This is a genomic window from Shewanella sp. JNE2 (assembly GCF_023159115.1).
Lineage (GTDB): Bacteria > Pseudomonadota > Gammaproteobacteria > Enterobacterales > Shewanellaceae > Shewanella > Shewanella putrefaciens.
In genome coordinates, this window is the sequence record NZ_CP096169.1 from 2,941,770 (window position 1) to 2,968,337 (window position 26,568).

Genomic DNA, 26,568 nt, shown 5'->3' on the forward strand with positions numbered 1-26,568 from the left:
TAATAAAAACGCCGCAGAGAATGCGGCGTTTTGTTTTTTCTGTGCTTTAAATTTTAAATTGAGCCAATAACGTTGTTAAACGGGCTGCGAGTTGGGCAAGTTCATCGCCAGCGCGTGCAGTTTGTACCGCACTATCTGTCGCATTGGTTGCAATATCATTGATGTTATTGACATTTTTATTAATTTCTGCCGAAACGGCGCATTGCTCATTTGCGGCGCTGGCAATTTGAATGTTCATTTGGCTAATAGTTGAAACGGCATGGGTAATGGCTTCTAGTGCTTCACCCGCTTGGTGGACTTGGGATACGCAGCTTTGGGTGGTACGGGTGCTGGTTTCCATCGCATTAACCGTGGATTTAGCTTTATGTTGAAGCGCTTCGATCATCTGCTGAATTTCTGTGGTAGATGCTTGGGTGCGGCTAGCAAGGGTGCGCACTTCATCGGCAACCACCGCAAATCCTCGACCTTGTTCACCCGCCCTTGCGGCCTCAATTGCCGCATTGAGTGCGAGTAAGTTAGTCTGGTCGGCAATATTACGGATAACCACAAGCACAGAATCAATTTCAGCGGTATTACGCTCTAATTCATTGATTGCGCTCGCTGCTGTGGCTATCTCCTCGGCTAGAATCGCTATCGTTGATACCACTTTTTGTACGACCAATTTGCCTTGTTCGGTTGAGTCATTGGCGTGATTGGCGGCATCGGCCGCATCGGTGGCGTTATGGGCAACTTCTTGTACCGTTGCGGCCATTTCATTCATTGCGGTAGCAACTTGCTCGGTTTCGAGGTGTTGGCGATTCGCCATTTGCTGGGTTTCTCGCGTAATGCTCGACATTTCCTCTGCGGAGGTGGCGAGCAGGCTGGTAGAGTCGGCAACTTGGGAAACTGTGCTGTGAATTTTTTCAACAAAGCGGTTGAATGCCATGGATAATTCTGCGATCTCATCCTTACCATTTACCGCGATTCGGCGGGTTAAGTCACCTTCACCTTCGGCGATATCATTCATGGCTTGGGTGGTTTCTGCGATAGGGCGTGTAATACCCTTGGCAATAAACCAAGCAATGGCGGTTCCAATGAATAGCGCTGCTAAACCGATAAGGATCAGCTTAAGACGAATATCTGCCATCGTCTGCTCTGAATGGGTTCTATCCATCGCGATATCGAGTACCCCAAATACATTCCCTGAATAATCTTTTATGGCGTGTCGATACAGGGCGTAGGTTGTGTTATTTAAGGTGAGAGTGCGGATCACTTCATGGCCTTGCATAACCGTATTTAGCTCATTTATTGCTTGGGTATCAGGCGTGAAGGTGGCACCAAATAACTTATATTTTGGACCATCAGGTAATATGAGGGCGATTTCCGCTTGATAGGCTTGTTTAAAATTATCAAAAAAAGGTTGACCGAAGGACATGCCAAATTCCACCGAACCTGTGTGTTGTCCGTTGTAACTCATTGGTACTAAGCCGCGAATACCCAATCCTTCCACTCCATATTCCAAGCCATAGAGGGGGTGTTTTTGGCTATTTGTCTCAACGATGGTTTTACGTATGCTGGTGAGATCATCGCCAAATTTTTCAGGGCGATGTAAACGCAGGAAAGATGTGGCGGGTGGTGTGTGAAATTGGAATTGCTGAACGGCAAAATCACGCTTGAGTTGGGTAAAGATAGGCAAGGTGCGTGTGGTGAGTTCATCACGATCACCCATTGCAAAGGTGCTTTGCACTTCAGGTGTGAGCGAGATAATGGTAGCCATTGCTTCGGCTAATTTGCCCGAAGAGGCGATTTCGGCCACTGCGGTTTCATAGAGCTTATGGAGTTCTCTTTGTTCGGATTCAGCAACTTGGCGACTGAATTCGGAGAGCACGAGCGGCATGATAAAACTCATTGCTGTTAACAGTAATAGACAGATCCCGATAACGATCCTCGTACTAATTTTTAGATTTATCAAAGCAGCCTCCAGTTCATGTGCGCATCTATCTAAATTATCTGCTTAATATTATAGAGATACAACATGACAATATTTGAGAGGGGACGAACCTTTTTAGGTTATTTTTCCTTCTTTACGTTGGTTTCGTGGTCTTGAACACAGATCTTTTTTATCCTCAATTATTTACTTAGCCTGCTAACTAAGTATAATGCTTAGCAGGCTAAGTAAACTGGTAAGCATGATGCAAACAGAATTAGAGCGTTTAAAGGAATTATCCCTCGCGGAACATTTAGGCCGTCTACATCGGTTGTGGCGCACTGTCGCCGATGTTGAATTGGCACCTTTAGGATTAACTCATCCACGCTGGACTGCCCTATGGAAACTGCTGCGTTTAGGCGACAACCTGAGTCAAAAAGTATTGGCCGATGCGCTAGAGATTGAATTGGCTTCGCTTATGCGTACTTTAGGGCAATTAGAGGAGCAGGGCTTAGTCGAGCGTCATTGCTGTGACAAAGATAAGCGGGCAAGGATTGTGAGTTTGACGCCTGCGGGATTAGAGGTTTTAAAGCAAATGGAAGCGCGGATTATTCAAGTTCGCCGTGAGTTACTCGATGGGATCAGTGCCAGCGAGCTCAGCGAATTTGAACGCATTATTAGCCTGATCAGTGACAACGCCAGCGCCAAATTAGCCAAGGTAACAGACACCATTTTGTGAGAAAAAAGATGACACCAGATCGTAAACGTTCACCAGTACCGCATTGACAGCAAAAAAAGTGTGATCATTAGCACTGGATCCCATTTTGCCTATTGAGTGATCATTCCTAGCGGTCATGCTGACTGCATGACTAAGAAAAAATCAAAATTCTCATCCTCACCACCTATTGCCTCAGACATTAACGAAGCGAATGCGTTGATATCCGAGTTATGGGAACAGTTGCGCCATTATGAAGATAGGCTACAAACAAGCAGCGCTAATTCCTCTAAGTCTCCTTCCTCCGATGGGCCCAAAGAGCGAGCTGAACGAAAAAAGCTCAAAGCTCTAGTGGTCGCCATCCGAGAGGAGCTAAACAAGGTCACGAAGGGCATAAACGACAACTCTCAGAACTAAAAGCATCCGATACGGTTGTTGATTGTTACCCCGAAAGTACATGCCCTTGCTGCGGTGACGCTGACCTCAAAATGAGTGACAAACCATTTTATCGCCACCAAGTTCATGAAATCCCAGCGCCACGTATCGACATTACCGAATATCGGCTCTATTCAGGTAAATGCGCGCAATGTGGAGAGGCCGTGAAAGCCCAGAAACCTAGCGATATCCCTCAAGGGATAATGGGGCCAAACCTAATGAGCCAAATCGCCATACTGGCTGGTCAATATCATCTCAGTGTTCGGAAAATACGCTCACTACTGCAAGAGCAGTTTGGTATTACTTTCTCAGTGGGTGCCATAAGTGAAGCACAAAGCTGCATTGCTTCTATGCTGACACCACTGCATCAAGCTATCAAAACCAACATACAATCTGCGCCACTGGTCCATGTAGATGAAACGTCGCACTCTAGAAATGATGAGAAAGGTTTGCGTTGGTGCTGGCTAGTGGCAAGCGAGGATTTAGTCTATGAAAAAATCCTTTACTCTCGTTCAATGCATTCAGCAAAAACGGTACTGGACTCAGACTATTGTGGCATTGTGGTCAGTGACCAATATAGCGGTTACAACTGGCTTTCTCCGGACAGACACCAACTCTGTTGGGCGCATGTCATTCGCAATCTACAACAAATTGCCGATTACACAGGCAAAGGGCACACCGCAAAAATAGGTCAGCGCCTTGTACTGCTGAGCAAATTAGTATTTCGAACTCGGCACCGCTGGGAATCTAGCCAAATCGATGACGCTCTCTACCTAAATCGATTGAATCGCATACGTTGTCGTTTTAATCATTGGCTGGAAAAAGGGGCAACCCAAATCCCAATTCAATGCTATCAAGGACGGTGTCGAAAGCTTAAAGAGCATAGCCAAAGTTTATGGCTGTTCTTAACCAACCCTAAAATCCCTCTGACCAACAACGAAGCAGAGCGACGATTGCGCGGCTTCGTCATTCAGAGAAAAATCAGCTACGGTACCACCTCGGATGCAGGCGATAAGTTCCGAGACCGTCTACACTCGCTAATCGAAACGTGTAAAAAGCGGAAAATATCGTCACTTGATACGCTTTCACGAATAGCCAACGCGGTGGTTCGTCAGCAGCCATACCCAAATGTGTTCGACCTTAAGCACACGAGTTTTTATCTAAATACCTAGTCAACATGCTACTGGTGAACGCTTACCAATTGGGAATGACTTTTGAGCTTCTGAAATACCATCAGGTAAACCAGAATTGGGAGAATGAAGCATTTGAATTGATTCAAACCTACGTCAGAGAGCATAACCTACATCCTAATGATATTGTCATACTGGCTTCGAATGTATATTTGGCACGTCGATTGGCTGATAAGTTTAATGGTGTTGAAAAAACACATTGTATGTTTGAAACGTATGATGAATTATCACAACTGTCGCGAATGTATGACTCCAATTGTGATGCTGAGAAACTTAAGTCAATGTCTGAGATTGAGTTAAATACGTTTATCAAGAAGTACCCAAAGCTAAAGCAAGATTTAGAACATGCTCGTCGTATGAAGAAAAATCATTTCTATGCGAATAGTGGCTTGATTAAAGCGTCCACCATTCACAGTTTTAAGGGACTGGAGTCCAAGACGGTATTTTATTTAATGGATGAGAAAGACACGCCAGAGTTAGTTTATACATCCATCACGAGAGCCGCAGAAAACCTTGTTATTTTAGATAAGAGCGATACAAGCCCATACTCTGATTTCTTTTCGGGAATGATGAAGAATGCAGGTGGCCTAATTTGAAAATCACAGAAGACCAACTAGAACAGCTCTGCCTTGATTGGTTTACTGACCAAGGCTACCGATACAAAAATGGCTACGACATCGCCCCTGATGGCGATTCACCAGAGCGTGATGATTACCACCAAGTTGTGTTGAAACAGCGCTTGCTTGAACGTTTAGAGGTATTAAACCCTGAGTTGCCACAAGAGAGCTTGGATGTGGTTGTTAACACGGTCAGTACGCCAGACACGCCAGTACTTATTAAAAGCAACCGCGCTTTCCACAAGTACCTAATTGAAGGTGTGCCTGTTGAGTACACTGTGTATGAAGACGGTGAAACCAAGGCTAAGCACATTCATGCTCGCTTAATGGATTTTACCAATCCAGATAACAACGAGTTTCTGGTGGTGAATCAGTTCACCATTACAGGAAAAAAAGGCAACCGCCGCCCAGATGTGGTGGTGTTCATTAATGGTTTGCCCATTGCGGTTATCGAGCTGAAAAACCCAGCCGACGAACACGCAGACATTTGGCATGCGTACAACCAGCTTCAAACCTACAAAGATGAAATCCCAGATCTGTTCGTTTTCAATGAATCTTTAGTCGTGAGTGATGGTTGGACGGCGCGTGTTGGCTCTCTCACCGCAAACAAAGAACGTTTTTTACCTTGGAAAACTGTTTCTGGTGAAGATGATAAACCGCTTTGGGATTACCAGCTTGAAACCATGGTTAAGGGTTTCTTCAAGCCTGATTTACTGCTTGATTACATTCGTTATTTTGTTTTGTTCGAAACTGACAATGATACGGTCATCAAGAAAATTGCAGGTTACCACCAGTTCCATGCGGTGCGAGCGGCAGTCGAGGCCACTGTGCGTGCGAAACAAGCCGATGGCGAATTGCCTTTAGTTGCTGAAAACATGGGGCAATACCAAGTTCAAGCGACAAAAGGCTTAGATAAAATCAAGCCCGGCAGTGGTAAAGCGGGTGTGGTTTGGCATACGCAAGGTAGTGGTAAAAGTATCTCTATGGTTTGCTACGCCAGTAAACTGTTGCAACAGCCTGCGATGAACAACCCAACGATTGTTGTGGTGACAGACCGTAATGATCTTGATGGTCAGCTTTTTAATACCTTTGGTATGGCGCATGAAACGCTTAAGCAAGTACCATCGCAAGCGGACGGTCGCGATAAGCTGCGTGAACTGCTGCTCTCTCGTCAATCTGGCGGCATCATCTTTACCACTATCCAGAAGTTTGCCCTACTTGCAGAAGAAACAGAGCACCCAGTGCTATCAACGCGTGCCAACATCGTCGTGGTATCGGATGAAGCGCACCGCAGCCAGTACGGCAACAAATCAAAGTTAGTGGATGTCAAAGACGCTAACGGCAATGTCATCTCACAAAAGTTTGTTTATGGTTACTCCAAGTACATGCGTGATGCGCTGCCCAATGCATCTTTCATTGGCTTTACGGGAACACCTATTGCCATGGATGACAAAGATACCCGTGGCGTATTTGGTGAGTATATTTCTATCTATGATATTCAAGATGCGGTCGATGATGGTGCCACGGTGCCAATCTACTATGAGTCTCGCTTAGCCAAGCTTGATATTAACCAAACTGAAATCGAGCAGCTTAATGACCAAATCGACGATGAGATCGGTGAGGATGAGGAGACTGCGAGCCGCGAAAAAATCAAATCTCAATGGGCAACGCTTGAAAAGCTCGTCGGTGCTGAACCTCGCATTCAGCAAGTTGCTCAGGACTTGGTGAATCACTTTACCACGCGTACCGAAACGTTCCCCGGCAAAGCCATGATTGTCGCGATGAGCCGTGAAATCTGTGTCGATCTCTACAATGCGATTGTTGCGATTAAACCAGAATGGCACAATGATGATCCCGCTAAAGGCGCTATCAAAATTGTCATGACAGGCAGCGCATCTGACAAAGCTAAGATGCAGCCACACATCCATGATAAGAAAACCAAGAAGCTCTTTGAAGCCCGATACAAAGATACTAGCGACGAGCTAAAGTTGGTGATTGTACGTGATATGTGGTTAACAGGCTTTGATGCGCCGTGTTGCCATACCATGTATGTCGATAAGCCGATGAAAGGTCACAACCTGATGCAGGCTATCGCACGCGTAAACCGCGTTTTTAAAGACAAACCTAGCGGTCTGGTCGTTGACTATATCGGCATCGCTAATGAGCTGAAAAACGCACTTAAAACCTACACCAATAGCCAAGGTAAAGGGCAACCAACCGTTGATACTGCCGAAGCCTTTTCTGTGCTGATGGAAAAAATTGATATCGTTCGCGGTATGTTTGCGACGCCCGTTGATGGCAAGGTGTTTAACTATCGTCCTGACTTCGAAACCGAGGCTTTACGCTTGTTGCCCGGTGCGGTAAACCACCTATCAGGTTTGTCACATACTGATAGTAAAGGTAAAGAAGTTCGCGATGGGAAACGTCGATTCCTTGATGTGATGGCTGCACTAGGTAAAGCGTATTCGTTGTGTAACACCATGGATGAGACGCGTGGTTACAAGAACGAAATTGCATTTTACTCTGCGATCAAAGCAGCGTTCATGAAGCACTCTACCGTCGATAAAAAGCGTACGGATGAAGAGCGCAATACGGCTCTGAAGCAGATCCTCGACAATGCTGTTATCGCCGATGGCGTCGATGATATTTTCGTTTAGATAAACCCAATATCGGTTTGCTCTCTGAAGAGTTCTTAGAAGACGTTAAGAACATGAAAGAGAAGAACCTTGCCGTTGAGCTGCTTGAGAAGCTTCTGCGTGATGAAGTCAAAGCACGGATGAAGAACGATGTGGTGCAAGAGAAAAAATACTCAGACCGCATTCTGACGACGCTGAACAAGTACCACAACCGTAGCATCGAAACCGCTCAGGTCATTGAAGAACTGATCCAGTGGGCAAAAGAGATGCAGGAAGATGCGGAGCTACTCGATAAGCTTAATCTTTCTGTGGATGAGATGGCGTTCTACCGCGCTTTGGTTGAAAACGAGTCCTCCGTACGTGAACTTGGCGATGATGCTTTGCGTAACTTAGCGATTGAGTTAACAGGCCAACTTCGTAAATCAGCCACGGTTGACTGGCAGAAGCGTGAGAGTGTCCGTGCTCGTATGCGTAACCTAGTACGCCGACTGCTGCGCCGCTGGAAGTACCCACCGGATGCGGCAGAGGAAGCTATCAAGCTTGTTCTTGAACAAGCAGAAGTGCTTGCTGACGGTTGGTATAAGTAAATATAAAGGCAAGGTTGATACCTTGCCTTTTGAATATCTATGCACTTTTTCTTTGATTAAAGATCAACTAGCCGCCTTTTTCGGTCAAAAATAGTAATCAAAATGGAATAAATTAGAGCTATTGATCTAAGCAATTTCTGTCCAGAAACGTGTTTCAGCGGATGGTCAAGAAAAATCATAAATGCCTAGCGAGTAGTGAGCTGTGCGAGCGTCAGGAGTGGCTTTATGATTTTACTTTACCATCATTCCCTTAAATACCCTTTTGGCAGGGTGATGGTTTCACGCAGTGAGGCCATCGCCTTGCTAAGCCTTCAGGGATAAAAAACGTACATACCATTATACATAGTATGTACGCTTTAAATATTCACAAAAGGCATTGCTAGTAAAGGGTTTTCACTCACTCACACGCAAATAGACATAGTTTTTACTTACCTACAACTTAAAAGTTAGAAGTTATTATTGATACTACCCTTGCATTTAAGTATGCTTGTTATAAGTTAGAAATTTCGAGTGCAACTGATGAGGCATAGACTTATAGAAACAAGCAAGGCATTAAACATTGGCAAAAGCCAAACGTTTGTTGATGAGCATGGTGAGATACAAAGGAAGGTCGTTAATAGTAAGGATTACGAAGGAGTAAAATTGCTCGTCGATTCAGATAATAGACCTGAGTTTCATGCAAATGCTTTTCTATTAAGCCTACGTTTATCTGATGGATTGAAGGATATAGCCCCATCATCAAAAGCAATGCTTATATATTTCCGATTTCTTTCTGTAAATAATATTCGGTGGGATGACGTAGATTCTGTTCTAGACAGAAAGCCTATTTTCCTATTTAGAAACCACCTCAATAAGATGATTGCTGAAGGTAGTTACCGCAGAACAACCGCTTCGTCATACCTTGCGGTTGTTCGTAAGTTTTATTTGTTTTGTTATCGGCATGGGTATATTGAGCAACTTCCTTTCTTAATCGAAGGCGTCAACAAGTATGGTAAAAACTATACAGACTGTACTATTAAAAGCCCTACAAATGAAAAAGGCTTGAGGCCGTTAATTGATAGAGAGTTGAGCTATGTTTCGGAGCACTGGGGCGTGGTATCAATTGAGTTTAGGTTAATCATTCTTTTAGCTCTTAATTCAGGTTTAAGAGCTGTAGAAGCTTCTGACATCAAGCAGCGCTTGTTTAAGATACCTAAAGGTTTTGAAGGGAATACGGTCACAGGTATTCGGATCGGGCCATCAAACAACTGTAAGACGAAGTTTGATATTGATAGAGAGATCACCATGCCTGTATGGTTAATAAAGTTATTCAATCGATACCATAACAGTCAAAGATACAAAAAGCGTGCTGCCGAGTATTGTGAGCTAACGGGATCGTATGATGTTCCAGCCGTACTGACAAAGAACTCGGATGTATTTTCAACAAAAACTATTACCGCTCTATGGAACAAGCTATCAAAGCAAATACAGGAAGAGTCCGACCCGCACTTCAATCATAATTTCCACGAAAACAGAGCTACCTTTGGATGCAGAAAACTGGATGCTCTGTTGAGTATCGAGGGCATTACTCAATCACAAGCGCTAGCAACTCTAAAGGCTGAGCTAGGGCATAAACAGATAGAATCTACATGGAGGTATCTAGCTTACTGGGAAGGACACCCAGAACAAAACATTTCCGCTCAGGTGATGATGGGGTTAGATGACGTTTTCCTGCAAGACATGGAGTTCTAACAATGCAAACCTCTAATGATCCGATAATAGCTCGTACACGCCGCAACAGAACACCTTCTGATAACGACCTGAAAGTTGATAATACGGTTCAACTGATACCTAACTTAAAATTCATCTGGCTCAATGGCGGTAATGAAAAAAGAACAGCCAATTTTGCTGATTTCAAAGATTGGTGTGAAGATAAATATATCCGAAAGCTCGTGACCACCTTTGAACAGTCTGGATGGTCGGAGGCTAGCAAGTGCCATTATTTTGCAACGGTTAAAAGACTCTTGAAGCACACCTACCTTAATTTTGATGTTGATTCTGCTGAGCGACACACCATTGAGATTACAGCATCCGTTTGCAAGAAGTATTTATTAGACGAATACAACTCTATTGTGGCAACAGGAAAGGGGCTTAGTGGTCTTAAAAAATCTCTAAAGTCTCTTGGAACCGCTGCTTTTGATTTTAATATATTGTTGGGCAAACTTGGTGAGGTAAAACTACCAAAAGGCTCAGTTCCTAGTGCCAGCTACTCAGAAAGTCTTTCCTCTAACAACTATACCGACAAAGAGTTTAAAGCCATTGCTCGCGCACTACACGCAGACAGAAGGCAGTGGTCAAAAAAGCTAATTAGCGAAGGTGATCAAGTAACGAAAAATACCTTTAACAAGATCGTCAACAATGCCTTCTTAATGATGGTGTATTACACGGCTGCGAGCCAGTCTGAATTAATAAGCGCGGTTGTTGATAATGAAGTTGAATTCCAAAAACTGAGTGGAAATCGCTTCACGATAACAGGCATTAAAAACCGAGCGGGTGGAAAAGAGCTATCTTACGAAATAACGCCTCGTAAACACTGTAAGGAGTTTCTTGAGCTTTACTTACCCTTGTCACGGAAGTTTTGTGAACAGCTAGGAGTTAAAGAGCACCGACTCTTTTTGCACTTAGATGGAACCCCGATCACCAATAAGCGAATTTTAAGCTACATAAACTACCTTTACAAAAATTATCCAGAGCTAACTAAATGCAAAGATGAAGGATTGGATTTTGCGCTTAATTGTGAGCGCTTAAAGTCATCAGTTAAATACAGGACTAGAGAGGCCGCGGGATATGATAAGGGGATCGTCGCAGGTAGACACTCAGAAGGTGTTCACCAGAAGAACAATTACAGTAAGACGAATAAAGAAGATGCGCGTAAAGAGTTATCGCTAGGCGTTATGACTTTAGAAACACATGCTCGTAACAATAATGGCGATATCGCTATATCCATCAGCACAGCCAAACAGCTAGTCGGCATAAAGGTTTATGAGCCTGGTGAATACGAATCATTAAAGGCCAATTCAAAAGTTGAACACCTGAAAAATGGTGGCACATGCCAAGGAAAAGACACTGAGCAGAAGCGTCAATTCAAACGTGAATTGGACAAAAACAAACTCCTTACCGCCGAGGACAAGGAGCTTATGAGTTGTGGCTATATCGTAAAATGCTTTGGGTGCGCCAATTTTGGAGTAGTCGATGAGATAACTGATATCTGGAAATTGCTGTCGTTCGAGGTGCGGCTCAACGAATCATTTCAGAATCACAAAAATCTAGCACACTTCTTAAACAACTTTGGTGAAATTAAAACCCAGATAAAGGATCTTAAGGCTCGCCTTAATCAGAAGAAATTAAAGCAGGCCATTAAGAGGCTGGAGCGTGAAGTACACCCTCTCTGGAATGACGAATATTCTATCGATGATATTTTTAGGGGGATGAATGTTTAACTATACTCACGGCCTTGATGACACTCTAAGCGGTTACTACTCGGAGAATGTTCAAGGTGATACTGTTGTAAGCCTTGATAAGGAAGGTAAGCTTGTCTCGTGTTTTAAAGATGATGTTTGGGACTTTAACGCTCTGCTAAATGATGGAAGCGATACCCAAGCTGAATATCAAATAAAGTTCTTTACCAAAAAGCACAACCATGACTTGCTACATGACTTTAAAAAGAGAGCCTATCACTTGCTCTGGACACAAACGGGGTTATTTGACAGTGACTCCAAGTTCCGAGCATTTAAAGCTATCTCTGATATATGTAAGCAGTGCGAGAGAACCCTACGTGTTTTCGCGGGAACCCCTATCAAAAAAATGTCTCAGTTGTCTAACGAAATGGTATTTGAAATATGGAAGCAAGGGTTACAAGGACTATCAGAGGGGTCAATAAAATCAGCTCTTAGATCATTAAAGGCGATTGAAAGCGTTAATGATTTAATGGCGGACAATGATAAGTTGTTTTTACCCTCCTTTGAGCAGAACAAGCTAGCCAAAGAGTTGGCGTCTTCTGGTGCTGGTAATTATCCTGTTGTCGTTCCAGAAATCTATCAACAACTTTTATCTAAACTCATCAATGATGTTGAGACTGCCCATATTCAGTTAGTAAACCTTAACGATGTCCGATCATACGCAGTTAAAAATGACATGACAGAAAAAAAAGCTGTTAGTCATTTTAAAGAGGTAGAAGGTTCATGCTTTATGGCGCTATCCGCGTTCGCAGGAATGCGCGTCAGTGAGTTGGTGAGCGTCGAATACAACTCTTTTTACACCATTGAAATCGACGGGATTACAATGTCAGCTTTAAGTCTGAAGACCATCAAGTTGGAACAAGGTATTAAGCGGGAGGATATCTGGGCATGTGCGCCAATATGTGAAAAAGCTTTGGACGTTCTAACTCACCTTTGGTCAAAAGATCGTGATGATGCGACAAACATCAAACAACGGCCTAGCTTCTATTTTGGTACAGGCGATAAAATTACCTCGCAAAAAGGTTGCCTTCAGATAACTAAAAATGAGCTTAAAAATATATTTAAGAAACACTCTGAACACCTAAATATCAGTTATATAGCTGAAACAATGGATGAATCTTACGAACTGCTGAACCCTCGTGTGAACAAGAGAATCGACCCAAGAGTTAACAGGGAGGATGGAAGTGTTTATTGGCGATTCTCCACACATTCACTTCGCAGATCATTTGCCCACTTTTGCGTTGGTCATGGAGTGGTGTCACTTGGAGCATTGAAGCAGCAATTTAAGCACATCACGATTGCGATGACCGCGATCTACGCAGAGCGCGGTGATATATTGTCTCTACTAGGCATACAGCACGATAAGAAGCTTAAAAAGGAGATACAAGCCAGTGAGCTTGATTACCATAAAAGTTATCTTAGGGATGTTGTAGAAAGCCCAGATAGGCAAAGTGGAGGCTTCACTAAAGAACTCTTCCATGATAAGCCAAAGGTATTAACCTCAGAGCAATTCGAGACGTTAGCGAGTGACACCAAAGCTGGAAACACAACTACGGGCTATGGACGATGCTTTGCGGGTGAATCCTGCGAGATGAATCACATTTTTGAACCTGCGGGTTGTGTAGCAAACGATTGCTCAAATCTGAACATTAATGACCAAGAAGCCTTGCGGTGGAGCGCCCGACACCGACATCTTTCCAAGAATTTGAATATGATGATGGAAAGCGGTCTGATAAACAAACATACATTGGCACGAGAGCTTTCTGACGTAAGGGCTGCCGAAAAGGTTATGAGGGATCACAATATAGACTTTAAGCGATTTGAGGTGGTGATGTTATGACAAGAGCTAACAGTAAAAAATCAAAACTAATTAAAGCACTCAACGAGCTTGTATCAGAAGGGAAGAAAGTTAGTCCTTTTTCAGTAGAAAAGCGTGCAGGTGTTTCAAATGGCCTTGTAAGGCATCATGAAGATGTCATGGAAATGATTAACCAAGCAAAGCTTGAAGCGGCAAAACAGCCAGTGAAAGGTAAATCTAGCAGTGCGACACTAGAGACATTAAAGAGTCGCTTAAAGAAATCTCAGGAAATGGCAAAAAAACAAGAACAGTTAAAGCAAGATGCGTTAAACGAGGTTAATCGACTCAAAGAAGCAGAAAAGAGTTATGCCGACACCATTGCTCAACTGACTTGGGATTTACATCGAGAATTAAGTAAGGCTAATCCACGTAATGTGTTCGATATGAATAAAAACAGAAACGGAAAAAGTTAGAACTGATATTCCTTTTGTACGGATAAAAACTGGGATCATGTGCTTTTTTAGAATTAAAGTTAGAAAAACCCTCGCTACGTCAATGTAGACAAGGGTTTTCTAATCATTTTTCTAAGTGGTTTAGTTAGAGGTGTTTACTGTATACTCCTATCGGGCGGTGAGAAGTCACTCAGTATCTGGATAAAAATACCGTAATGGTTCCATTTGTTGATGAAGGATGCGGAGGATGTAGATCCCATAAGTCTGTTTTTTATAGAAAATCGCATGTTTATGATGATTATGACGTCGAAGTTCTTTAGCAATTTCTGGACACTCATGCCCCATTAGAGGCTGCTCAGTGATTGCCAACAAAGCATTATGCATACTTACCGTATAGTCATCCGCTTGCTTAACACCAAAGTTCAATAGGGTGTATTCAAAAATTCGCTTAAAGTCTTCGGCAGCAAGGTTGGAAAGTTTATACATTGTGCTTTTGTTTCACCATTGCAGCGATGTCATGAAGTGATAATGCGCATTCACCACTTTGCTCACCAGCTTCAATCGCCATTTTCAAAGCTATCGTCTGGTTTTCTTGTCTTTCTAATAGTCGTAAGGCAGAACGAACAACTTCGCTTGTCGAGCCATAGCGACCTGACGAAATAAGCTGACTGACAAATTCATCTAACTGTGATCCGATAGTAACACTGGTTGTCCGTGACATGTTTCCACCTATTTGTGTGAATAGTTAACACAGCAATAATATATGATGTTAGATACCAAATCAAAGTAATGTTAATGAGTAAGCGTCTAGGCAAAGGCACAAAAAGAGAAAAACGGGGTTAACTTGGTTTGGGTAGGTTTGAAATTGGTCAGTAAGCCACCTAGCGGATCTTTAAAACCAAGCCCTAACACGGGCCGTGAACCATCATTAATGTATGAATCCATAAAGGCAAATAGCGTTCTGTCATTACCCACATTAGTGATCGTTGCGATGGGTTCACCATAGAGCAAAACGTTTAACGTAGAGACATTATTAGTCATCGTCGTCTTCCTCTAACTGGTATGCTGGCGACATTGGCTCACTTTCATCACTAAGACCGTTATTATGAGTCGCGTTACTACTTCGAATGATCGACTTAATTGCAGGAACAGTCTTTCTAGGTGCGACAAATAACTCTAGGTCGAGTACGCGGGCAAGTGCGATCAAACTGGACATTCTTAAATCAACGTCACCAGACTCAATTTTCGATATATGGCTTTGCGGTACACCCGAACGAGCGCTCAGCTCTCTTTGGCTAAACCCCTTACGTATCCGAGCGTCTCGAAGGCTCCCTAATATCTGCTCTGTTACATAGTTCATTTCAATATGTCTTAATGTATCACTAAATAAAAATTATATATAAAAACATATCACTCTAACCAAAAGAACACAAGATCGATTAGTTATTGCACATCAACAAAGGTATAGCGATATATTATTATAGATAAAACATAACGCGCTCACTTGCTGTAAACAGGTGGCCAATGGACAGTATTAGAATAGCTTACAAAATACCTCGTTTTTAAGGATCGAGTCTTTAGTCACATTCGCTCGGTGCGATCCCGCTTCATCAGGACCACACCATCACCCGTTGAAGCATGGTTCTGAGACACGCGGGGAGCAACAGGCTTGGCAGGTAAAGAGTCTGACCTCTTCCGCTTTACTCTAAAGCATAGTCTATTTTTCTGTACTTTTATTGGAGTGCTCACAATACTCCAAGCATATAAGTCCCTTGGACATTAGTCTTTTTTAATCAATAATTAAATCAATATGTCACGATATAGAATGCCGAGTACTATTTCTCGGCATTCTATTTGAAAGATGATTTTATTATGCTTGACCAGTGAGGTAACCTACTAGAGAAAAATGGCGAAAACGATATAACTTAGGGTGTTAGCTAGTAGATTAATCTTGAGAGGTTGAGGTTGGCACTATACCTACAGTCGCAATTCTCGCTCCTACCATTTCACGAACATATAACCTGACTTTACCATAATCTTTTTCAGCGCCTAAGATCGGTTCATTAGCGAAGCTCTGACGTAGCAACGCATCTAACGACAAACGATTATCCGCAGAGAGTTCAATACCATATGAGTGATATAAATCTTCTACTTTTGTATAACCTTTCAAACGTAATTCCGCTTGAGGTAATGTTTGATAGTTTGTTTCAGTAATGCCAGAACATACAATATCAACAAAATCTCGAACTTCAGGTTTCATCACAATAAATAAATGGTCACCTGCATATAGGAAAGTTGAACCTCGTGGAGGGATAACACTATTACCTCTAGTAATCATTGCTACGACAGTACCATCAGGTAAAGCTATTTGTGATAAACGACGATCTGAAACTCGTGAGTTCTCGCCCAGTTGATACTCAACAATGTCAGCATCCACATTACCTAAAGCTGTAATTTCTAGTGTCGCAGCGGGTGTTGACGGTGGCGATTCAGTTAGCCCTAAAGTACGTGCAACCCAGGGTAAAGTAGAGCCCTGTATAGTCGCTGAAATCAATACCACGAAAAATACCACACTAAAAATAAGATTTGCGCCGGGCAAACCATAAATAAGTGGGTATATAGCCAAAATAATAGGTACTGAGCCGCGTAAACCTACCCAAGAGACTAGGGTCATTTCTTGTATGTTGAAGCCAAAAAGTTTAAGTACAGGAAGCACTGACAAAGGTCGTGCCACTAAGGTTAGCACTACTGCAATAATTAACCCTTCTTTCCAAATACCAAGCAAACTAGAAGGATTAATTAACAAGCCTAAAAATACAAACATAATTATTTGACCCAGCCAAGCCAAACCATCATGAAATAAAAAGGTACTGCGCTGAAATACAAAACGACTATTACCTATTACTACGCCTGCGATAAAAACGGCTAAAAAGCCACTGCCTCCCAGATTTGCAGCGATACCAAAGGCTAGCAACCCTAAAGCAGCGACCATCACAGGATATAAACCAGAAGTCGTCAGATGAATACGGTTAATAATACGTACCGATAACCAGCCAATAGTCAAACCAACAGCAGAGCCTACACCCATTTGCTGGATAAATAACATCAATAATCCAGTCCCCGGCTCAAGCCCTTTAACCATAACTTCCAGCAAACCCACTGTCAGGAAAATAGCCATAGGATCGTTTGTCGCACTTTCAATTTCCAGCGTAGATTTTAATCGTGGATTGATATGAATACCTGCATTACGCAGTAATGAAAATACAGCCGCAGCGTCAGTGGAACCAACAATGGCACCAATTAGCAAGCCATAAAGTAGTGATACATCCAGAATATAGGCCGCTGCGACACCAGTGATGATAGCAGTAATCAATACGCCAAAAGTAGCCAACACTGAGGCGGGCTTCCATACTTGTTTAATAGAGGCGATAGGTGTTTGTAAACCACCATCAAACAAAATAATAGCTAAAGCTAAAGAGCCAAGGGCATGGGCTATTTGTGCATTGTCAAAAACAATGCCTCCAGGACCATCTTCACCAGCGAGCATTCCAACCATAAGAAACAGCACTAGGACGGGTAACCCTAATCTAGCAGATAATTTACTGGATAAAATACCAAGGATAATCAAAATTGAGGCCAGCAGAATAATTTGGTCAATCACAAACATAAATAGCGTTCTCTTTAATCTAGAATACAGATAATAACTGCGTGAGTATGAGCAGTAGAAGAAACCAATTGCTGAAGGCGGTACGCTTTATCTCACCAAATAAAACAGAGTTCACGATGAAATAAACAAGTGGCGAAGTAAAACAATATCAGATTTTAGCCCTGTTAGAACAGGGATTTCGATAACCCACATTGCTAGATATTTGTTTTACTCTATCCAGTTTTCTTGATAGATTTTCCAATTCTTCGATAGTGTAGTGATGTGATGGACGCCTCAGCACCTAAGCTTGCAGTATTATGCCAAGCTTAAAGCTGACAAATAGTTCTGGAGGTTTCCATCATGGATATTAAAGTTATTGGTATCGATTTAGCCAAAAATGTTTTTCAAGTTTGTGTTTGTCTTATGGATAACTCTGTCATGAGTAACAAAAAGGTTAACAGAAACAAGCTGCTCGATAAAATTAGACAATTCCCCGAAGGTAGCCTTATTGCTATGGAGGCCTGTGGTACGGCGCATTACTGGGGAAGACAATTTCAAGCTCTTGGTTATCAAGTGCAATTGATTCCTGCTCAACATGTTAAGCCATTTGTTGCAAACCAAAAGAATGATGCCAACGATGCCCTCGCTATATGCGAAGCGGTTTTCAGACCTAATATCCACATGGTTCCAGTTAAAACTGTTGAGCAACAAGACATTAAAGCATTACGTTGTGTACGTAGTCGTCTCGTTCAAAATCGAACCGCCATGGTCAATCAAATTCGAAGCCTAGCGAGCGAGTCTGGTGTGATCTTCTCTGTCGGCAGGTTGCAATTACAAGCGTCACTTAGCCGTATTTTAGCAAATAATGAGCATGAACTGTCTCATACGCTTCATTACCTGTTAAAACTTTTATATGAAGATTTATGTGTTTTAAATGAGAGAATTAATCAAATCGAGCGCGACATTAAAGCGCTATGTCAAATCCAACCTCGCTACAATGCATTGCTGTCGATCCCTGGCTTTGGACCATTAGTCACAGCAAGCTTTATGAGTGAATTAGGTTCGGGTCATCAATTTAAAAATGGCCGGCAATTATCTGCATGGTGTGGCTTAGTGCCATCGCAATCGAGTTCTGGTGGAAAAGTTCGACTAGGATCGATCACGAAAAATGGCAGCTCAGAACTACGTGTTTTACTCATACACGGCGCCAGAGCCGTTGGCCGATTTGCGAGCAAACGTGATGATAGACTTGGACGATGGTTTAATGCGCTTGCGTTAAGGCAAGGTCGACACAAAGCCGTTGTCGCATTGGCTAATAAAATAGCGCGTATAGGATGGCGGATCCTCACGAGTAACGATAATTTTGACGTTAATAAAGCGTTTGCGTAAGACGTTAAGTATCACCTAAAAGTTTACATGCACTGATGAATAAACGGTCAACCGTACCTATTAGAGCCTGACTTGACCAAGGCATTAAATGCCGATGTAGTGATAAGGTAATAGGTTTCGGATTTACATCATGGCGCGGGTAAAATGCCTATTAAGACGCCGAATATATGGTAGTGAACCAATCATTCAAAAGTGTTGTAAAAGCTGAGGCGTCCATATATGTTCAAGTGAAGGCCTTTTTTACCCACTATGGGGTTTAAATCGTAAGCAGGTGATAACTTCCAACCCTTGCCGGTTAATAGAAAACCATGATTACGAAGGTGATCATCTGTATTAGACACCGCAATATTAAATACTATTCGTCGCCATAATTGGGCAAGATCTCTTTTCGTTTGCGAGCCCTGATTGGAAAGAAACTCTGCTATTTCAAGATAGCTAGCTCCGTTTGAATGTTCACCATCATAATACTGGAGTTGAGTCATTGCTGATGAAAAATGCAGACGTTTGTCACCAATCCGATCAAAACGTTTAGTCAAAAAGGCATGGTGCTTCGTTGAAAGTTTTCGGATCTCACTAGGAGAAACCTCAATGCCGGCCGCTAATGCAAGTTCGTAGCACACCATCTCCCACGCACCAACATCAAAGGTGTCATTAATATTTGGAAATTTAGCAATCCACAGATGGGTTTTCTCGTCTGTGACGCAGGCTTTTGGCCTTGCACCACCCAAAGAGGAACCGGGAGAAATTAGCATTCTCAGCCAGTGATAATATTCGTCACTGTCTATATTGTCGTCTTTCTCAATTTGAATAGCAGCATGCTCTAACTCACGCAACGATGCCATGGGAGGCGCTGCGAAATCGTCGTTGTTATCCAAAAAATGATGAGAGCCCACTTTTTTAAAGCGGATCCCCCCCATGCGGTAGGCATCATGTACACCAAGTAAATAATCAAGCTCCGTTACACGATTACTAGGTCTAATACCTTTACGATATTCGATAGCCGCCCTTCTCTGCATAAGAATACGTCCCCAACGATCTGGCGATGAATCTAAAAAAGCGCGAAAGTTTTTATTGGCTTCATCATTATATAACTCACCAGTATGCAGGGTAAGCAAAGGGTCAATTTGCAAACAATAAGGTGATGTTAAAAAGGCTTTGTCATAAGCAAAGCTAAATACACCGCCTCGACTTAGATCACTATAGGCCAATTGACCTATTAATAACGGCTTTTCGATGGGATGCCAGTCAGCATACACCTCTACCCGTTCTCTGCTCATTTTGAACCTTCCAGAAGTTTGATGTTTTGGAGTTTGATACCTAATTCGTCATGCGCTGCCATTTCAGAGAAGTTGCTCTCCATGCCCATCACGGCCATAATTTTCAAATAAGTACCAATCGCAACACCAGGATCACCAGCAAATACCTTGTTCACCGTTTTATGGTCAAACCCGGTTCGCTCGCAGAGCATTTTTTTTGTCAATCCCCGTCGCTTCAACGCAAGCAACAAATCTTCGCCAAAGAGAGTGAGAATTTTGAGCTGCTTTGGAAACAGCACGCTGTGTAAGTCTCGCCTTGCCATAAAATCACCCAGAATAGTACTAAATTCTCATTTTAAAAAAGATAATAGGAATTTAGTCCCACCCAAAAGTGAATGCGGCGATGCAGGACAGATAACAGATTGGCGTCATTTACCACACACGTTAATGGTTACGTCACGTGCCAAGTCATTAATCTTGTCACCTTTTTAGCAGCGTTTTACGATTATTGTTTGTTATTTAAATGTCCTTTTAAATACACAAATTGAGGTGAACTACCCACCGACGCACTTCGTGTCGATCAATGGGCTTCTGCAATCTAGTTTTTAAAGTGTTAGGTGCACCTTTTACACTGTTCATGACCTCTAAAAAATGAAAAATAATTGTTTCAGCGTCCCAAATGACACCTGAAACGGGGCAAACTTCATTAAATCTGTGTTATGGACACTTTGCTACTCAACTCCTCACAAAGCCAAAAAACGAAAATAATCGTTTAAATGTTCCAAACGCCACCTGAAACAGAGCTAACTTCATTAAATCTGTGTTATGGACACTTATATACCATTCACAACGACCTAATCTTATCGAGTTCATCATAGATAATGATGTAAAACAGCATGAGTGCCACAACAATTGAAAGACTCAAAAGATTGAATCAGCCAGATGAAACTGTAGAGTAAAATGAAAGTTGATTCCTAGGGTCACTTTCAACTTCGTAAAACAACCACTTTGAACATCATGACTTCCACTGCAGGTGCTAAACACTGCGATAAGACCGAAAAAATCGATACTTTAACTACTTTTACCGATATTTAAGTTCAGTACTTTAGACTACGCCTGCCAAAAATGTGATCTGCCTCACAAAAAACCTAAAAATAAACACATTAAATTCAATGACTTAAAGTCGATTTCTGGTTCAGCGTCCAAAATAGACGCTGAACCAGACAGAAGATGAAAAGTTGAAATGTATTATTACTTCATGAGCACAAATATGACACATCAAGTGCTTAAAAAAGACCTCAAACATTTTTTAGCGTGATTCCAAGTAAGTCATATTCAGTAAATAAATAGGCTTCAGAAACGAACTAAAAAATAAAACAGAGTTTAATTGCAAAGGAATTTCAGAGTGAAATATCAAAAAGTTAAAAAAGTACCTCTCAACTCACTCACATTACATCAACACCCACTGCTTACGTCGTTGTTAGTGAATGAGAAGAGAAAGTTACCTGCGCCCCCAGACTACACAACCCTATCTTATGGAGATATTCAAATTTTGTTAGATACAACCCCTGTACCCGTTTTTCAAGATGAGAATGGGGACTCATTATTACTTATGCCAATGCCCTTTTTACATCACTTAAGGCTGCACCCGCTTTTCAATAAATTCGAAGTGACGCTCGTAAACTTCAAAGATCCAAAACAGGTTAGTCACATCATTAGCACCTTAAATGTACTCAAACCGTCGGTGTTATATATCGACTTTAAACAACTCCCGAATCTACTCTGCCACCGAATTAACGCCGCAAAACAAGCTGACATACCCATTTTATCTAAAAAGCAACTGGCCCATTTCGCACAACTGTCTCCCAGCGCGATAAGGATTTAACACTATGACTAAAAAAACTTCATTAGCAAAACAAAATCGTAGCCAAAACTCCGGCGGAGTGATGCCTGATCCAATCAAAATCATCACAACATTAGTCAAATTATGCCATCAACTTAAAAGCAGCAGTACGAAATACGACAATCAGGAAAAACTGTTTATTGTGTTCTTATATCTATGGTTGACACATCAGCTTGATGTTATTGGAGGCAAGGTTAATGGAGAAGCTCAAGTTGAAAGTGATTTTATTCCTGATTGTATCAAGGTCACCGCAGAGGCTGAATGTAAAGCACATACTTTTCGTAATGTGAAATATGGAAATCGATCATGGACAGAATATGCACAGTTTTACCATACCAAAAGTGATGAGCAGATCTATCGGTGGCAGCCCATCCCGCCAAGCCTGCATCATATTTTCAACCCTTTTTTGTCAAAGATGTCATATGGCACCCCTTGGTTAACCCAAAAAGATAAGAATAACTTATTTGAGCTAATAAACAGCAAATGGTCAAAACCAGAGAGGGTCAAAGGCTTCCCTTCTGCAGTGAAACAGAGCTTTTTCAAGTATTTTACTCATTGTGTACTCATTGATAATTATTTACGGAACATTACTAAAAATGTGCTTTTGCCTGTTGATAAGTTGCATCATGAAAGTGCAAGTGCTTATCAATGGCTAGACAGTGGTCAGATCCGAGCTCAAATATTTCAAGCACAGGAGCGTTTTTTAAGCCGTCTCGTTAAACAGGCAAACACACTCGGTTGGGGTGAGTTGCTGATCTTTTTTCGCTCTATTAAAAATAATAACGCGCCAAGAAGTCAGCGCTATAAAAGTAAAGTTCACCTGCTCAATGTCATTGACACAAATAATATTCCTGATGCACTCAAGAGTCAGTCAATTAGGCATGAATACCATCATACGAGCTATGACGACGTTCGTGAAATTGGCATTAACGAAGAAATCACGGTAGGCAGTATACGAATGATCGAAGAACATGTGGTTGCAGACGGGTTCAAACGTTTGGAAGAAGAAATCCTCACCGCGAAGCCAACTCAAAGTGCGACACTCGCAACCCACATTGACTACTACAACCTCTGCACAAATCATCTCGCCTTACTGTTCATTCTACTGTCTGGCGCTCGCCCTCATCATGCGATCTCCATCGAGAAACGACGTAGCTTTAACAATCAACAGGTTTGCATAAAGGACAAAGGGCGATTACGTCCACTCTTTCTTGGTGATTACTTCAAGCAACAAATTGAGCACTATTTAGTCCTTCAGCAAGCATTGATATCGCGTCTACCAAAGGCCGTTCACTCAGAGCTACTTTGGTATCTGCTCGACCACAACGGTAACCCCACTGCATTAAGTGCACAATCAGTTAAAATTTTTATGCATGCAAGAATGCCAAACAAAGAACCTTACATGTTGCGTCACCGGTTCTGCCAATGTGCGTTGACTTGTATTACCCCTGTCAAATTAACGAATCACCAAATCGATCGACTCATGGGCCACTCTTCGTACGGCGAACATTTAGGCAGTGACCACTTATTTCCTGCCAGCATAAGACAGACGAGTGCGTTTTTAAACACACTTCCTGTGCGCTTTAATTTAAAAGAGATCAAATATGTTTAGTTTTAATATCGACCACATTTCGCGAGACATATGTGATTATTTTTGTCGCAACAGCAAACATTGCGCAACAAAGGATGATCTCAAATGGGTCTTTGAACATTGGATCTCATTAATGGGTAACGCCAAGCAACCTGAACAAATCAAAACGCTCACTGACAACGATATCAAAGTTATCGACAACTTCATTAAAACAGTTCCAACAGGAAAACAGAGACACTATAAACATGCCTTAGTCAATATTGTGACTTACCTCGGAGATGTTCTGCATTGGCAACTTCCTGAAGTAAAAGAGTTGCCCTGGGAAGATCAAGACTTAATCTGGTTTAGTAAAATCAATAATTATGCTGACGAAGCTTTTCAAGTGCTTGACGCATATTCACACAGTAAGGTCGCATTGTTTAATCAACGTTGCCAGCCATCCGTTGAATATGTTGCTCTTGCTATCGCAATGGAAGTGGCTCCATTATCTATCCATTATCTGACGAGCATTATTAATGATCCTCACTGCGTCATAATTGAAGATACTGAGACCTACCTCAAAGTTGATCATTTAGGTGGATTGAATAAACAAAAGGGTGAAGATGACGATGTATTTTTTACTCGTTATCATTTACCACTTTTTGTGTATCGCCTTTTAAGCGACTATCAAAAAGAACCGATAAAAGGTTTAACAACCCAAAAACTTCATAAACGCCTTAACCAACTCATGGAAGATGAGCCATTTTACCTCAATGCGAAGCCTGTTTGGCACTGGCAACATCTTTTTCAAGCGGTTTGGAAATATCGCGATTATGTCGTACCCACGTTGCTCAAAGATATTAGTTATCCTGAACGCCATGTGGCATTCGTTAAAGTTGAAACCACGCTTAAAGATACGCGACAACAATTAAAATCCATTTATCAATATGATTGGCGAGCACCACTCAGTAGCTCATCAACGTCTCAATCTCAAGAAGATGATTGGCCACACAAACGGTTGCTCAGCAACAAGCATGTAGATAAACAACTCGATAATCGTTTCAGTGAATTTGAACAACACAACATTTTACCCGCCATGCTCTACCGTTATGCCCAGGAGCTTATTGAACATGGCGGTGTCAATAAGTCAGTGTTGGCTGATAACACTATCTACAATTATACAACGTTACAATCAAAGCTAACTTCTCACCCCCTCTCTTATGCAAACGCCATTGACGAAGAAGCACTACAACTATGGGCACGCCGGGTCTATGACTCACTTGAAAATGATAGAAGTCGACTTTATATGTTGTATTTTTTTCGTTTTATGCGCCATCAAGCCATCACAGATGGTATTGATCTCACTGAGTTTGATGCACCTACATCTTGTTCAAGTGTCGATGCCTATCGACTGAGTCTTGAAGAGTTACACGACATCACAGATGCCTTGCTCACTCATCAAGACGGACATCCTTTACAGCGGTTGTTCTGTGCGGTTTCTGGCATTTTAGCTTATTTCGCCATGTTAAGGCGCGGAGAGATCTTACGTTTACGGATCCAAGATATTCATTGTCTGCCAAACCATCCACAATGCTTTCGCATCTATATCAGAAAAACAGAAGAAGGGACGACTAAAGAGCATAAAGCTCGTACAGTACATCCGGTTATTCCAGAGGAACTGGCTAAACTCGTGCGCATCGTACTTGCAAATAAAGTAATGTGTGATGTTAGTGAACCACTGATTGGCTTCACCGATGAAAGTTATCATTCACGCCAATTGAATTACCTTTTACCACTGACAAAAGCCATTAAAGCTATCGCTGGTCATCATGTCCGGTTTCATCATTTACGTCACAGCGGCGTACATCTCTTTATGCAGCAAGCCTTGCATATGGCTTACGGTTTAGCACCTCAATTGACAACGACTTCTGCTGCACTTCAGCGATTATTAACAGAAGAAGTGGTCAACGCTCCTTTCGACTACTGGTTAGAAGGTCATCATTTTTCACAATGCAACGACAATTTACTGTTTGATGAGGTATGTAAACAAATCGGCCATGAAAACTACGCGACGACTCGTTGGTCCTACCTGCATAGCATTGACTGGCTGTATCCCTTTTACAGACTTGGTTATGGCGCATTGCAACCTCGAGAATATTCACACGCAGAATTAAAATACATACTCAACTTAACACCGAGCTCTAATGATCTTTCCCGTCAATTAGCACTCATCAGCCCTAAGTACCGCGACAAAAGCCTAGCGCAAAAACAAAATAGCACAATATCGCTTACCGAAAATCAATTACGTCGCCACCTATTGAGTTCGAAGCGTTCATCGTTAAACGCTATCCCAAACAATATTGCATGGAGCACGAACTATGACGAAGTGACTTTCGACTTCATCAAACGTTGGCAGGGCTCTTTCTCTACTGCACCCAAAAATTTTGTATTTTATCTCTTCCTTGAAATGCGAAAAGCAAAGCAATTGAATTGGCCACTGCTTAGCCAAATTTGGCATCAATCAGGCCGACATTTGTACCCTAATATCAATAAAGCTCAAATGACAGCACTGTCAAATTTACCGGCACCCACAATTTCCACAAATGAAACCGGTCAAGCGTTAACACTGACATTAGCTTGTAATGTCAAAAACTCACGGCACTTTGAAACCGTCTTTAGGCAACCACAGTGGCGATGGTTACGACCAAGTTTCACACTCATCATTAACCGGAAAACAGATACAAATGTCCAACTTTCGAGACTGAAACAATATTTTGTCAAAGCACAAGAGAAGTACATGGTAAAGAAGCAATCGGAGGGGGATTCACACTTAATAATCACTCTAACGCCAACGTTCACCCCGTCCAAGAGCAAAACTCAAAGGAATGTATTGCGCGTTAACAATATCGAATTCGTTCTTAAACATATTCAAATATATGTCAAACACATTCAAAAAACTAAGTAGAGGTTA

At 42.1% G+C, this 26,568-nt stretch carries 19 protein-coding genes and 3 pseudogenes; 14 read left to right on the plus strand and 8 right to left on the minus strand.

Going from position 1 to position 26,568, the window contains the following annotated elements; translation table 11 throughout:
- Nucleotides 1–46: 46 nt before the first annotated feature.
- The gene (locus MZ182_RS13130) at nt 47–1,948 is read right to left on the minus strand and encodes a methyl-accepting chemotaxis protein (protein WP_248114746.1); all 1,902 of its coding nucleotides are present in this window, start codon (nt 1,946–1,948) and stop codon (nt 47–49) included.
- A gap of 223 nt (nt 1,949–2,171) precedes the next feature.
- Between MZ182_RS13130 and slyA the strand changes: the two genes are divergently transcribed.
- The 9 genes and pseudogenes from slyA (at nt 2,172) to MZ182_RS13170 (ending at nt 13,854) form a co-directional block, all read left to right on the plus strand.
- On the plus strand, nt 2,172–2,645 hold the full coding sequence (gene slyA / locus MZ182_RS13135; RefSeq protein ID WP_025008382.1) for a transcriptional regulator SlyA: 474 nt from the start codon (nt 2,172–2,174) through the stop codon (nt 2,643–2,645).
- Between the two features lie 126 nt (nt 2,646–2,771).
- On the plus strand, nt 2,772–3,038 hold the full coding sequence (locus MZ182_RS21460; RefSeq protein WP_000162675.1) for a DUF6444 domain-containing protein: 267 nt from the start codon (nt 2,772–2,774) through the stop codon (nt 3,036–3,038).
- A 20-nt stretch (nt 3,039–3,058) separates the two neighbouring features.
- Nucleotides 3,059–4,228, plus strand: a pseudogene (locus tag MZ182_RS13140) (IS66-like element ISVch7 family transposase); the annotation flags it as partial.
- Nucleotides 4,229–4,242: 14 nt separating this feature from the next.
- Nucleotides 4,243–4,842 carry an ATP-binding domain-containing protein gene (locus MZ182_RS13145; RefSeq protein WP_248088758.1) on the plus strand — a complete coding sequence of 200 codons (600 nt, stop codon included), beginning with the start codon at nt 4,243–4,245 and terminating at the stop codon, nt 4,840–4,842.
- 2 nt (nt 4,843–4,844) lie between these two features.
- A pseudogene (locus MZ182_RS13150) lies at nt 4,845–8,086 on the plus strand (type I restriction endonuclease subunit R).
- Nucleotides 8,087–8,596: 510 nt separating this feature from the next.
- Nucleotides 8,597–9,817 carry an integrase gene (locus tag MZ182_RS13155; protein WP_248088756.1) on the plus strand — a complete coding sequence of 407 codons (1,221 nt, stop codon included), beginning with the start codon at nt 8,597–8,599 and terminating at the stop codon, nt 9,815–9,817.
- A gap of 2 nt (nt 9,818–9,819) precedes the next feature.
- A complete protein-coding gene (locus MZ182_RS13160; RefSeq protein WP_248069835.1) occupies nt 9,820–11,565 on the plus strand; it encodes a hypothetical protein in 1,746 nt (581 codons plus the stop codon).
- Entirely contained in the window at nt 11,558–13,423 is a 1,866-nt protein-coding gene (locus tag MZ182_RS13165; protein ID WP_248069832.1) for a site-specific integrase, read from the plus strand. Before MZ182_RS13160 ends, MZ182_RS13165 begins: the two co-directional genes overlap by 8 nt.
- Nucleotides 13,420–13,854 (plus strand): hypothetical protein, encoded by a 435-nt coding sequence (locus MZ182_RS13170; protein WP_248069830.1) that lies wholly within the window; start codon nt 13,420–13,422, stop codon nt 13,852–13,854. Before MZ182_RS13165 ends, MZ182_RS13170 begins: the two co-directional genes overlap by 4 nt.
- Nucleotides 13,855–14,019: 165 nt before the next feature.
- On the opposite strand, the gene MZ182_RS13175 is transcribed toward MZ182_RS13170, so the two are convergent.
- From MZ182_RS13175 to MZ182_RS13190, 4 genes and pseudogenes are all read right to left on the minus strand, one after another.
- Complete coding sequence (locus tag MZ182_RS13175; protein ID WP_248069829.1) at nt 14,020–14,319, minus strand: type II toxin-antitoxin system RelE/ParE family toxin; 300 nt, start codon at nt 14,317–14,319, stop codon at nt 14,020–14,022.
- Nucleotides 14,312–14,554: a type II toxin-antitoxin system ParD family antitoxin gene (locus MZ182_RS13180; protein WP_014610908.1), complete on the minus strand. Its 243-nt coding sequence runs from the start codon at nt 14,552–14,554 to the stop codon at nt 14,312–14,314. The genes MZ182_RS13175 and MZ182_RS13180 overlap by 8 nt, the downstream gene beginning before the upstream one ends.
- Before the next feature lie 104 nt (nt 14,555–14,658).
- A pseudogene (locus MZ182_RS13185) lies at nt 14,659–14,874 on the minus strand (type II toxin-antitoxin system HipA family toxin); the annotation flags it as partial.
- Nucleotides 14,867–15,193 carry a helix-turn-helix domain-containing protein gene (locus MZ182_RS13190; RefSeq protein WP_014610910.1) on the minus strand — a complete coding sequence of 109 codons (327 nt, stop codon included), beginning with the start codon at nt 15,191–15,193 and terminating at the stop codon, nt 14,867–14,869. The gene MZ182_RS13190 and the pseudogene MZ182_RS13185, both read right to left, overlap by 8 nt.
- Before the next feature lie 309 nt (nt 15,194–15,502).
- Between MZ182_RS13190 and MZ182_RS13195 the strand changes: the two genes are divergently transcribed.
- The gene (locus tag MZ182_RS13195; RefSeq protein WP_195742670.1) at nt 15,503–15,616 is read left to right on the plus strand and encodes an L-lactate permease; all 114 of its coding nucleotides are present in this window, start codon (nt 15,503–15,505) and stop codon (nt 15,614–15,616) included.
- Between the two features lie 162 nt (nt 15,617–15,778).
- On the opposite strand, the gene MZ182_RS13200 is transcribed toward MZ182_RS13195, so the two are convergent.
- Nucleotides 15,779–17,500: a potassium/proton antiporter gene (locus MZ182_RS13200; RefSeq protein WP_248069826.1), complete on the minus strand. Its 1,722-nt coding sequence runs from the start codon at nt 17,498–17,500 to the stop codon at nt 15,779–15,781.
- A 339-nt stretch (nt 17,501–17,839) separates the two neighbouring features.
- Between MZ182_RS13200 and MZ182_RS13205 the strand changes: the two genes are divergently transcribed.
- Nucleotides 17,840–18,868 (plus strand): IS110-like element ISSba8 family transposase, encoded by a 1,029-nt coding sequence (locus tag MZ182_RS13205; protein WP_248114724.1) that lies wholly within the window; start codon nt 17,840–17,842, stop codon nt 18,866–18,868.
- A 182-nt stretch (nt 18,869–19,050) separates the two neighbouring features.
- Here the strand turns inward: MZ182_RS13205 and MZ182_RS13210 are convergent, their stop codons facing one another.
- Together MZ182_RS13210 and MZ182_RS13215 are read right to left on the minus strand one after the other, a co-directional pair.
- Nucleotides 19,051–20,145 carry a type II toxin-antitoxin system HipA family toxin gene (locus MZ182_RS13210; protein ID WP_248067176.1) on the minus strand — a complete coding sequence of 365 codons (1,095 nt, stop codon included), beginning with the start codon at nt 20,143–20,145 and terminating at the stop codon, nt 19,051–19,053.
- Nucleotides 20,142–20,447: a helix-turn-helix domain-containing protein gene (locus tag MZ182_RS13215; RefSeq protein WP_126491569.1), complete on the minus strand. Its 306-nt coding sequence runs from the start codon at nt 20,445–20,447 to the stop codon at nt 20,142–20,144. Before MZ182_RS13215 ends, MZ182_RS13210 begins: the two co-directional genes overlap by 4 nt.
- A gap of 1,082 nt (nt 20,448–21,529) precedes the next feature.
- On the opposite strand from MZ182_RS13215, the gene MZ182_RS13220 reads away from it, so the two are divergent.
- The 3 genes from MZ182_RS13220 (at nt 21,530) to MZ182_RS13230 (ending at nt 26,562) form a co-directional block, all read left to right on the plus strand.
- Nucleotides 21,530–22,009, plus strand: a complete 480-nt coding sequence (locus tag MZ182_RS13220; RefSeq protein ID WP_126491568.1) for a hypothetical protein — start codon at nt 21,530–21,532, stop codon at nt 22,007–22,009.
- 4 nt (nt 22,010–22,013) lie between these two features.
- The gene (locus MZ182_RS13225) at nt 22,014–23,639 is read left to right on the plus strand and encodes a hypothetical protein (RefSeq protein WP_126491567.1); all 1,626 of its coding nucleotides are present in this window, start codon (nt 22,014–22,016) and stop codon (nt 23,637–23,639) included.
- 112 nt (nt 23,640–23,751) lie between these two features.
- On the plus strand, nt 23,752–26,562 hold the full coding sequence (locus tag MZ182_RS13230; protein ID WP_248067178.1) for a hypothetical protein: 2,811 nt from the start codon (nt 23,752–23,754) through the stop codon (nt 26,560–26,562).
- Nucleotides 26,563–26,568 lie beyond the last annotated feature (6 nt).

Bases quoted from the DNA above. Each gene is read 5' to 3' on its own strand.
- slyA (WP_025008382.1), top strand. From the start codon at position 2,172: ATGCAAACAGAATTAGAGCGTTTAAAGGAATTATCCCTCGCGGAACAT.
- MZ182_RS21460 (WP_000162675.1), top strand. From the start codon at position 2,772: ATGACTAAGAAAAAATCAAAATTCTCATCCTCACCACCTATTGCCTCA.
- MZ182_RS13160 (WP_248069835.1), top strand. From the start codon at position 9,820: ATGCAAACCTCTAATGATCCGATAATAGCTCGTACACGCCGCAACAGA.
- MZ182_RS13165 (WP_248069832.1), top strand. From the start codon at position 11,558: ATGTTTAACTATACTCACGGCCTTGATGACACTCTAAGCGGTTACTAC.
- MZ182_RS13170 (WP_248069830.1), top strand. From the start codon at position 13,420: ATGACAAGAGCTAACAGTAAAAAATCAAAACTAATTAAAGCACTCAAC.
- MZ182_RS13175 (WP_248069829.1), bottom strand. From the start codon at position 14,319: ATGTATAAACTTTCCAACCTTGCTGCCGAAGACTTTAAGCGAATTTTT.
- MZ182_RS13180 (WP_014610908.1), bottom strand. From the start codon at position 14,554: ATGTCACGGACAACCAGTGTTACTATCGGATCACAGTTAGATGAATTT.
- MZ182_RS13190 (WP_014610910.1), bottom strand. From the start codon at position 15,193: ATGAACTATGTAACAGAGCAGATATTAGGGAGCCTTCGAGACGCTCGG.
- MZ182_RS13200 (WP_248069826.1), bottom strand. From the start codon at position 17,500: ATGTTTGTGATTGACCAAATTATTCTGCTGGCCTCAATTTTGATTATC.
- MZ182_RS13205 (WP_248114724.1), top strand. From the start codon at position 17,840: ATGGATATTAAAGTTATTGGTATCGATTTAGCCAAAAATGTTTTTCAA.
- MZ182_RS13210 (WP_248067176.1), bottom strand. From the start codon at position 20,145: ATGAGCAGAGAACGGGTAGAGGTGTATGCTGACTGGCATCCCATCGAA.
- MZ182_RS13215 (WP_126491569.1), bottom strand. From the start codon at position 20,447: ATGGCAAGGCGAGACTTACACAGCGTGCTGTTTCCAAAGCAGCTCAAA.
- MZ182_RS13225 (WP_126491567.1), top strand. From the start codon at position 22,014: ATGACTAAAAAAACTTCATTAGCAAAACAAAATCGTAGCCAAAACTCC.
- MZ182_RS13230 (WP_248067178.1), top strand. From the start codon at position 23,752: ATGGGTAACGCCAAGCAACCTGAACAAATCAAAACGCTCACTGACAAC.